The 9,841-nt window shown below is 61.1% G+C and carries 7 protein-coding genes; 6 read left to right on the top strand and 1 reads right to left on the bottom strand.

The annotated features are described in order from the left end of the window. Window positions 1-600 (bottom strand): glutathione S-transferase family protein (locus EXR36_14485; GenBank protein ID MSQ60804.1); only part of this gene is annotated, 600 nt, incomplete at its 3' end. Window positions 601-858: 258 nt separating this feature from the next. Here EXR36_14485 and EXR36_14480 point away from each other — a divergent pair. From EXR36_14480 to EXR36_14455, 6 genes are all read left to right on the top strand, one after another. Then, the gene (locus EXR36_14480) at window positions 859-2,079 is read left to right on the top strand and encodes an MFS transporter (protein MSQ60803.1); all 1,221 of its coding nucleotides are present in this window, start codon (window positions 859-861) and stop codon (window positions 2,077-2,079) included. A gap of 162 nt (window positions 2,080-2,241) precedes the next feature. Continuing rightward, window positions 2,242-4,056: a 4Fe-4S dicluster domain-containing protein gene (locus tag EXR36_14475; GenBank protein MSQ60802.1), complete on the top strand. Its 1,815-nt coding sequence runs from the start codon at window positions 2,242-2,244 to the stop codon at window positions 4,054-4,056. Window positions 4,057-4,064: 8 nt separating this feature from the next. Continuing rightward, on the top strand, window positions 4,065-5,900 hold the full coding sequence (locus EXR36_14470; protein MSQ60801.1) for a 2-oxoacid:acceptor oxidoreductase subunit alpha: 1,836 nt from the start codon (window positions 4,065-4,067) through the stop codon (window positions 5,898-5,900). Between the two features lie 55 nt (window positions 5,901-5,955). After that, window positions 5,956-7,011, top strand: coding sequence for a 2-oxoacid:ferredoxin oxidoreductase subunit beta (locus EXR36_14465; protein MSQ60800.1), 1,056 nt, complete (start codon window positions 5,956-5,958; stop codon window positions 7,009-7,011). Window positions 7,012-7,116: 105 nt separating this feature from the next. Next, the gene (locus EXR36_14460; GenBank protein MSQ60799.1) at window positions 7,117-7,416 is read left to right on the top strand and encodes a ferrous iron transport protein A; all 300 of its coding nucleotides are present in this window, start codon (window positions 7,117-7,119) and stop codon (window positions 7,414-7,416) included. Next, on the top strand, window positions 7,413-9,275 hold the full coding sequence (locus EXR36_14455) for a ferrous iron transporter B (GenBank protein MSQ60798.1): 1,863 nt from the start codon (window positions 7,413-7,415) through the stop codon (window positions 9,273-9,275). The genes EXR36_14460 and EXR36_14455 overlap by 4 nt, the downstream gene beginning before the upstream one ends. Window positions 9,276-9,841 lie beyond the last annotated feature (566 nt).

The raw sequence follows: 9,841 nt of genomic DNA, 5'->3' as shown, positions 1-9,841 counted from the left end.
CTTCTTCCAGGCGGGCATCGCTTCCAATTGCCCATACCAGCGGCGCAGGCTGGGATAGGGTTCCAGCGGCAGCTTTTGATGGGAATGCAGGTGCATGGGGGAAGCCACGGCGATATCGGCGATGGTGACGCTTTGCCCGCACAACCATGGTTGTTTTTGCAAGCGCTGTTCGAGAATGCTGGCGAGCTTATCGAAGTTGGGCTTGGCGGCGTCCGTCACCGATTTGTCCGGCTGTGCCTTCAGCAGCGGCTTGACGACGTTTTCCACGAGATAGATGTAGGCGGAGGGGAACCACTGGTTGGCTTCCCATAGGAGCCAGCGGTTGATGTCGGCGCGCTGCTTGAGATCTTTCGGATAAGCGGATTCCAGGCTGCTCTTGTCCGCCGCGTACTGCAGGATGGCGTTGGATTCCCACAGTTGGAGGTCGCCATCCACCAAGGCCGGAATGGAGGCATTGGGATTGATGGCCAGATATTCAGGGGACTTCTGCTCGCCCTGAAAATAATCGACTTTCACCAGTTCGTACTTCGTGCCCAGGAGGTCGAAACCAGCAAATACCTTGCGGCAGTTTACGGTGATCGGATCGGCATACAGTTTCATTACGGTTCACGTTTGTCAGATGGTCATATGGAATGACGCTACACGGGTCAGTCTGCACCAGTTCCCAGATCTTGCGGCCCGGAAACTGCCGCGAGCGGCAACGGCTCCCCCTACGTGCGTTTTTAATTTTTATGAGGCCGCACTTTATCAGCAATGCGCCGGGGAGACTATACTGTAACACTTGGGTGATGCCAATGATTCGGGCAAGCAGGCTGCGGTTGTCCGCGCCCGCTTCATGTCCCACAGTGCCTTTTGCCAATGAACAATACGCTCGCCGCCCGCGGCACGGATACACAAGTCATCGCCCTCGTGGGCATCGCCCACGGTACCTCCCATTTTTTTCATCTCATCCTGGCCCCGCTGTTTCCCTGGCTCAAGGACGCCTTCGGCCTGAGCTATTCCGAACTGGGCTTTCTGATGACGGTCTTCTTCGTGGTCTCCGGCATCGGGCAGGCCCTGGGAGGATTCGTGGTGGACCGCAAGGGCGCGCTCCCCGTGCTCATGGCGGGTGTGCTGTGCCTGGCCCTATCCGCCTTGGGATTGGCGGCCAGCCAGTCTTATCTGTCCCTGCTCATCTTCGCCGGGGTAGCGGGGCTCGGTAACTCCGTGTTCCACCCGGCTGATTTCACCTTGCTCAACCAGCGCGTGAGCGCTCCCCGGCTCGGACACGCGTTCAGCATGCACGGCGTGATGGGTACGGCCGGTTGGGCCGCGGCGCCCATATTCCTGGCCGGCCTGGGCACTCTATTTCACTGGCGGGTCGCCCTGCTGGCGGCCGCGGCGCTGGCCATCGTGGTTCTCATGCTCTTGGTGGCCTACCGCGATGTGTTGCAACCCGTGCCCCCCGCCAAACCCGCTGCCAAGGCGGAGGGTACCCCCGGCCTATCCCTGGGCTTCTTGTCCCTGCCCTCGGTGTGGATGATTTTTGGGTTCTTCTTCGTCACCGCCATCGCGCTGGGAGGGATACAGGTGTTCGCGCCCAGCGCGCTCAAGGAGATCTACGGTATTACCGCGGCCACGGCGAGCATGAGTATCACGGTCTATATGAGTGCTAGCGCGGCCGGGCTTCTGAGCGGTGGTTTCCTGGCCGCCCGCACCCAGCATCACGAGAACATCGTGGCGGGGGCGCTCGCCGCCTCGGGCGTGCTGGCCATGTTGCTTTCCACGGGCTGGTTCAACACCGGCGTGGTCATCTTCGTCCTGGCGTTGATCGGGTTCGGTAACGGCATCGCCGGCCCTTCGCGGGATTTGATGGTGCGCGCCGCGGCCCCGCGTGGCGCCACGGGCCGGGTCTACGGCGTGGTGTATTCTGGCCTGGATGTGGGGCTCGCCATCGCGCCCCTGATGTTCGGGGCCATGATGGATGCCCATCACACAGGCTGGCTCTTCATCGGCATCGGCGCATTTTTGATGGTGGCGGTGAGCACCGCTCTTCGGGTCGGGGGGCGCAAGCGGGCCGGCGGCGTTCAACCGGCATGATGGGTTTAGATTTAACTGGTTGAAAACAGCTTTGAACGTATTTCCACAACGACAGCTTCGGCGTAGCATCTCGCACCCGTTGGTGCTGTTCCAAGGAAAAATAAGATACGGCGGCACGCAAAGATGCCGTATTAAGAACGACGAAAACCGTGGAGAGGAGATTTGAAGCCGACCGATACAGGTGATCCCAACTACTTTCACAAGGTAGTGGACTGCCAATGGGCGTGCCCCACCCATACGCCCGTGCCCGAGTACATACGCTTGATAGCGGCGGGGCGTTATTCCGACGCCTACATGATCAACTGGGAATCCAATGTGTTCCCCGGCGTGCTGGGCCGCACCTGCGACCGTCCGTGCGAACCGGCCTGCCGGCGCGGGCGGGTCGAGGAAGAACCCGTGGCCATCTGCCGCCTGAAGCGCGTGGCGGCGGACTACAAGGATGACATCACCGGACGGCTGCCCAAGGTGCCCGCGAAGAAGAACGGCAAGCGCATCGCATGCATCGGAGCCGGCCCGGCATCGCTGGCGGTGGCGCGCGATCTTCTCCCGCTGGGTTACCACGTCGTGATATTCGAGGCCGACCCCTACGCGGGCGGCATGATGCGCACGCAAATTCCGAAATTTCGCCTGCCGGAAAAAGTTCTCGACGAGGAAGTGGGTTACATCCTGAGCCTGCAACCCGAGATGCGCCATGGCAAACGGGTGAATAGCCTGAAGGCTGTCACCGGCGAAGGCTTCGATGCCGTATTCATTGGCAGCGGAGCCCCGCGCGGCCGCGATCTGGACATACCCGGCCGCAAGGAGGCGGCGAAGAACATACACATCGGCATCGATTGGCTCTCCAGCGTGTCTTTCGGCCACACCACGAGCATCGGCAAGAAAGTGATCGTGCTGGGCGGCGGCAATACCGCCATGGACTGCTGCCGCTCCTCTCGCCGCCTCGGTGGCGAGGACGTGCGAGTGGTGGTGCGTAGCGGTTTCGCGCAGATGAAGGCCAGCCCCTGGGAGAAGGAAGATGCCATGCACGAGGGCATCCCCATCCACAACTTCCTGGTGCCCAAGTCCATCACGCATGACAACGGGCGCTTGACCGGCGTGCTATTCCAGAAGGTCGTGGCGGAATTCGACGCCAATGGCCGGCGCAATCTGGTCCCGAGCGGCGAACCCGATGTGCACATGGAAGCCGACGATGTGTTGGTGGCCGTGGGCCAGGAGAATTCCTTTCCCTGGATCGAGCGCGACATCGGGTTGCAGTTCGACAAGTGGGACATGCCGGTGGTGGACCCGGTCACCCTGCAATCCACCCACCCGAAGGTATTCTTCGGAGGCGATGCCGCCTTCGGCCCCAAGAATATCATCTGGGCCGTGGCCCACGGCCACGATGCGGCCGTATCCATCGACAAGTTTTGCCAAGGCGAGGACATTCGCCAGCGGCCCGCTCCCACGGTGGCGGTGATTTCCCAGAAAATGGGCATTCACGAATGGAGCTACGACAACGATATCTCCAACGCCCGCCGCTTCAAGGTGCCCATCAAGGAAAACGCCATCACCTTGCGCAACATCAAGGAAGAGGTGGAACTGGGCTTCGATCCCAAGCTGGCCTTCGCCGAGGCGCAACGCTGCTTGAACTGCGACGTGCAGACGGTATTCGCGCCCAAGCTTTGCATCGAGTGCGATGCCTGCGTGGACATCTGCCCCATCGATTGCATCAACTTCACCGCCAACGGCGAGGAAGCGGAATTGCGCGAACGCTTGCGCCTGCCGGCTCAAAATCTCACGCAAGATATCTACGTATCGGAGACTCTCAAGACCGGCCGCATCATGGCGAAAGATGAAGACCTGTGCCTGCATTGCGGGCTGTGCGCCGAGCGGTGCCCGACGGGTGCCTGGGACATGCAGAAACACTACCTGGAAATCACCCGCGCGGGCCCCGGTTGCCGGAGCCGGGCCGCCGCCAAGGAACCCCAACCGGCTTGAATTCGAACATGAAGCCCATTACCGCCGTCAACGATTTCGTCATCAAGTTCGCCAACGTTAACGGCTCGGGCTCCGCCTCGGCCAATACGCTCTTCGCCAAGGCCATCTTGCGCATGGGCGTGCCGGTGAGCCCGCGCAATATCTTTCCCTCCAACATTCAAGGCTTGCCAACGTGGTACGAGGTGCGAGTGTCCGGTTCCGGCTATCTCGGCCGGCGCGGAGGCGTGGATTTGATGGTGGCCATGAATCCCCAGACCTGGGACGAGGACTTGAAGGAAATCGAGGCGGGCGGATATCTTTTCCATGATTCCTCCAAGCCGCTGCCCAAGTCCAAGTTCCGCGAGGACATCAACATCATCGGCATGCCGCTCACGGAAATCTGCAACCGTGAATATAGCGACCCGCGCGAGCGCCAGTTGTTCAAAAACATCATTTACGTCGGCGCCCTGTCCGCCTTGCTCGACATCGACATCAAGGCGGTGGAGAAGCTGATCGGCGAACAATACAAGGGGAAGGAACGCCTCCTCACGCCCAACCTCAAGGCTCTGCACATGGGCAAGGATTTCGCGCAAGCCAACTTGCCCAAGACCGGCCTCAAGATTGCGCACGCCAACAGCGTGGGCGACAAGGTTTTCATGGACGGTAACAGCGCCGCGGCCCTGGGTTGCGTCTACGGCGGCGCCACGGTGGCGGCGTGGTATCCCATCACGCCCTCCTCCTCCTTGGCGGAAGCCTTCACGCGCCATTGCCACAAGTACCGGGTGGACAAGGCCACGGGCAAGAACAAATTCGCCGTGATTCAGGCCGAGGACGAACTGGCCTCCATCGGCATCGTGATCGGCGCGGCGTGGAACGGCGCGCGTTCCTTCACATGCACCTCGGGGCCGGGGATTTCGCTGATGCAAGAGTTCATCGGCTTGGCGTATTTCGCCGAGATTCCCTCGGTCATCTTCGACGTGCAGCGTGGCGGGCCCTCCACCGGCATGCCCACGCGCACGCAACAGTCCGACGTTTTGTCGTGCGCTTACGCCTCCCATGGCGACACCAAGCACGTGCTGCTGTTTCCGGAAGATCCCAAGGAGTGTTTCGATTTCGGCGCGCTGTCCTTCGATCTCGCCGACCGGCTGCAAACTCCCATATTCGTATTGCTGGATCTGGACATCGGCATGAACGACCGCCTGTGCGCACCGCTCTCCTGGGACGATACGCGCCGCTACGACCGGGGCAAAGTGATGCACTTCGAGGATTTCGAATCGGGCAAACCCTTCGGCCGCTACCGCGATGTGGACCAAGACGGCATCGCGTACCGCACGTACCCCGGTACGCACCCGGCGAAGGGCTCCTTCTTCACTCGCGGCACCACCAAGGACCGCGACGCTCGCTACAGCGAAGCCGGACCGGACTACGTGGAGAACATGCAGCGCCTGCTGCGCAAGTTCGAAACCGCGAAGGGCTTGGTGCCGGCACCCGTGGAGCGCCGCGCCAAGCACAACACCCGCTTCGGCGTGATCTACTACGGCTCCACGGCGCCAGCGATGAGCGAGGCCCTCGATCAACTGGACGCGCAAGGCCTTCACGTGGACGCCATGCGGGTCAGGGGCTTTCCCTTCAACGACGACGTCGGCGAATTCATCGATGCCCACGACCAAATCTTCATCGTGGAACAAAACCGCGATGGCCAGCTTCGCACCCTCGTTGTCAATGAATGCGTCGCCGATCCGGCGAAACTCATCCCCGTGCTGCACTACGACGGTTCGCCCATCACCGCACGCTTCATCGTGCGCGAAGTGGTGGAGAAATTGCGCATGTTCAACGTCGCGCCATTGCGCCGCGTAGCACAGTGATCTTACTCAACCGCGGTTCCCAGTCATCTGTCTTCTGTCTTCGGTCTTCGAAACAATGACCTACCTCGCCAAACCCAAACTGCACCACCCCAGCCTGCCCACCAACAAGCTGGGGTTCACGCGGCGCGATTACGAAGGCGCCATCTCGACCCTGTGCGCGGGCTGCGGACACGACTCCATCAGCGCGGCCATCATTCAGGCCTGTTTCGAATTGGATCTGCCCCCCCATCGCGTGGCGAAACTCTCCGGCATAGGTTGTTCCTCGAAGACGCCTACTTATTTCTTGGGGAGTTCCCACGGATTCAACAGTGTGCATGGGCGCATGCCGTCCGTGCTGACAGGTGCGAACCTCGCGAATCGCGAATTGATTTACATGGGAGTTTCTGGAGATGGCGATTCGGCTTCCATCGGCCTGGGCCAGTTCGCGCACAGCATCCGGCGCGGCGTGAACATGGTCTACATCGTGGAGAACAACGGCGTTTACGGATTGACCAAGGGCCAGTTCTCCGCCACCGCCGACAAGGGATCCAAGAGCAAGCGCGGCGCCGCCAACATGGACGAACCCATCGACATGGTTGCCCTGGCGCTGCAATTGGGCGCCACCTACGTGGGCCGCAGTTTCTCCGGAGACAAGGATCAATTGGTACCGCTGATCAAAGGCGCCATCTTGCACCAGGGCGCCGCCTTCATCGACGTGATCAGCCCTTGCGTGGCCTTCAACAACCACGCAGGCTCCACCAAAAGTTACGACTACGTGCGGGAGCACAACGAGGCGGTCAACAGCCTGGACTTCATCACGGGACGCACACCCATCACCACCCAATTCGCCGAAGGAACGGTACAAGACGTGACGCAACACGATGGTTCCGTCATCCGCCTGCGCAAGCTTCACCCTGAATACGACACGCACAACCGCATCGCCGCCATGAATTACTTGCAGGAGCGGCAAGCGGCCGGAGAAGTCGTCACTGGGTTGCTCTTCATGGACACCGATCCCGAGGACCTGCACGCGCATCTGGGGAGCGTCGAGGCGCCCTTCAACATCCTGGATGAAGACGCCTTGTGCCCCGGATCCGCCGCGCTGGAAGCATTTAACGCTTCGCTGCGTTAGCGACCCTCCTCAATGAGGGCTGCCGGCCCCGCCCGGCAGCCCTCCAGGAAATACGCTAAGATGAGAACGATTTTCATTCAAGTTCTCATTTATCGACCCGATTCAATGTCCGTATCCACCGACAGCCCCTCCATGCCCTCGCGGCCAGGCGGCGCAACCCTCGCCTCTCTGGCCAAGGACAGCCGTGCCACCATCACGGGGTTGAGTGTGCCGGCCGGGCAAGCGCTGGCCGATCATGTGGAGCGGCTCATGGAGTTGGGGTTCCTGCCAGGAGAAAACGTGCGGGTGCTGGCAAAGGGATTCCCTTCCGGCGACCCCATCGCTGTGCGTATCGGCCAAGCAACCTTCGCCCTACGCCGTTTCGAGGCGGAACTCATCGCCGTGGACGGGGAGCGCAAGGAATGAACACGGCGGCAAGCGCTCCCATCACGCTCGCGTTAGTAGGGAAACCCAATTGCGGTAAGACGGCGCTTTTCAACCGCCTCACCGGAGCCAGGCAAAAGGTCGCCAACTACGCGGGCGTCACGGTCGAGCGCAAGGAAGGGCGCTTTGCCTCCCCTACTGGCAAGGCTTGGCGCGTATTGGATTTGCCTGGGGCCTATAGCCTGAAGGCGGCAACTCCCGACGAAGCCCTGACACGCGCCGTGTTGCTGGGAGAACGCAGCGACGAATCCGCCCCTGACGGTGTGATCTGCGTGGTCGACGCCACCAACCTCCCCCTGAATTTGCGCATGGTGCTGGATGTGGCGCGCCTGGGCTTGCCCATGGTCGTCGCCGTGAACATGGCCGACGTTGCCAAGCGCCGGGGCCTGAAGATCGATATTCCGCGGCTCTCGGCGGAACTGGGCGTTCCCGTGGTGGAAACCGTCGCCATCAAGTCCGGTGGCGAGCGAGCGCTCGTCAGCGCACTCGAAAACTTGCAGGCACGCAAGACCACCACGGGATTGCCGCGCTCCCTTGGCACCCCGGCCGAGGAAGTTGCCAGGGAGATTCGCCGCATCGTTTCCGTTTGCGTCACCGGACCGCACTACGTCCATGGCGCCACGGAGAAACTCGACCGCGTACTGCTGCATCCGCTGGCGGGGCCCGTTATTTTGGCCGCCGTCCTATTTCTCGTTTTCCAAGCGGTGTTTAGCTGGGCGCAAGCGCCGATGGAAGCCATCAAGGCAGGCGTGGCATGGGGCGGCAGCTCACTTGCCCCCCTACTGCCCGAGGGCATGCTACGCAGCCTGTTGGTGGACGGCATTCTCGCCGGCGTGGGCAGTGTGCTGGTATTTTTGCCGCAAATCCTGATTTTGTTTTTCTTCATCCTGGCGCTGGAAGAAAGCGGCTACTTGCCGCGCGCGGCGTTCTTGCTCGACCGCTTAATGGGAAAGATCGGCCTATCCGGGCGCGCCTTCATCCCACTGCTTTCAAGCTTCGCGTGCGCGATACCGGGGATCATGGCTACTCGCACGATCCAAAATCCGCGGGAGCGCTTGGTCACCATCATGATCGCGCCCCTGATGACATGCTCCGCACGGCTCCCGGTCTACGCCCTCATCATCGCGGCCTTCATTCCGAGCACCACCGTGGGCCGCATTTTCAACCTGCAAGGCGTGGTGCTCTTCGCCCTCTACATCGCCGGCATCGTGAGCGCGATGGCGGTGGGTTTTCTCGCCAAGCGGGCGGGCGCCAGGGACCGTATTCAGCCGCTGCTGATGGAGTTACCCGACTACCATTGGCCCCACGCGCGCAGTCTCGTCATCGGGCTTTGGGAACGCGCCAAGATTTTTCTCTCGCGCGTGGGTGGCATCATCTTGTCGCTGATGATTCTTCTGTGGTTCCTGAGCACATTCCCCAGCCCGCCCGCGGACGCCACGCTGCCCGCCATATCCTATAGCTTCGCCGGTATTCTCGGCCGCTACCTGGAAACTATCTTCGCTCCCATCGGATTCAACTGGCAGATTTCCATCGCGTTGGTGCCCGGACTGGCGGCGCGCGAAGTTGCGGTGGGCGCCCTGGGCACCGTCTATGCGCTTTCGCAAACCGGCGATGCGCTCGCCGAATCGCTCACCCCTCTCATCGCATCCACCTGGGGCCTGCCCACGGCCTTGTCCCTGCTGGCGTGGTACGTTTTCGCCCCGCAATGCATCTCCACCTTGAGCGTGGTGAAGCGCGAGACCAACTCGTGGCGTTATCCGGCTGCCATGGCCGCCTATCTCTTCGGGTTAGCTTACCTGGCCTCCTTCATCACTTATCGCACGGCACTTTGGATGACCTGAAGATGAACGAGACTGTGCTGGTCGCCGCCATCGTTGCTCTCGCCACCTTGCATGTGGCCCGCCGGTACTTGCCGCGCTCTTGGCTCCGAAAGCCATGGCCGGCGGCCGCCACGCCCCAAGCCTCGCGGGTGCCCAGCGACTCAGGGTGCGGAACCGGATGCTCTAGCTGCAATGGATGCGGAGCCGCTACGTTAAGAGCTGAATTCGGCGAAAGCAGCGACGTCCCGGTGATCTCCTACCCGATCGAACTTCAGGACAAAGATCCAAATTAGAATGTCCCGCGTATTACCGGTATCGAATCCAGGAGCCCTTATGCGACGTTCTTTTGCCACCTTGGTATTCATATTCCTGAGCGCGTTAGGCTTCGCGGGGGAATCTCGCTCTCCGGAGTTTGACGGCTATTGCGCCTATAGGGCGCCTCTAATAATTCAGCATTCTAGAGTAGTGTGTATGGAATCGATGTGATAAAAAGCCTCGAAGCGCAAAGTGATCCCGAGGCCGATGAAGAAAGACAAACGCAGGAAGCAACCCAAACCCAAGCAGCCTGGATTCTTCGATGTACAAGA

Source organism: Betaproteobacteria bacterium (assembly GCA_009693245.1).
Lineage (GTDB): Bacteria > Pseudomonadota > Gammaproteobacteria > Burkholderiales > SHXO01 > SHXO01.
Note: the sequence above shows the minus strand (reverse complement) of the source record. Positions and strands in the feature narration are given on the sequence as shown.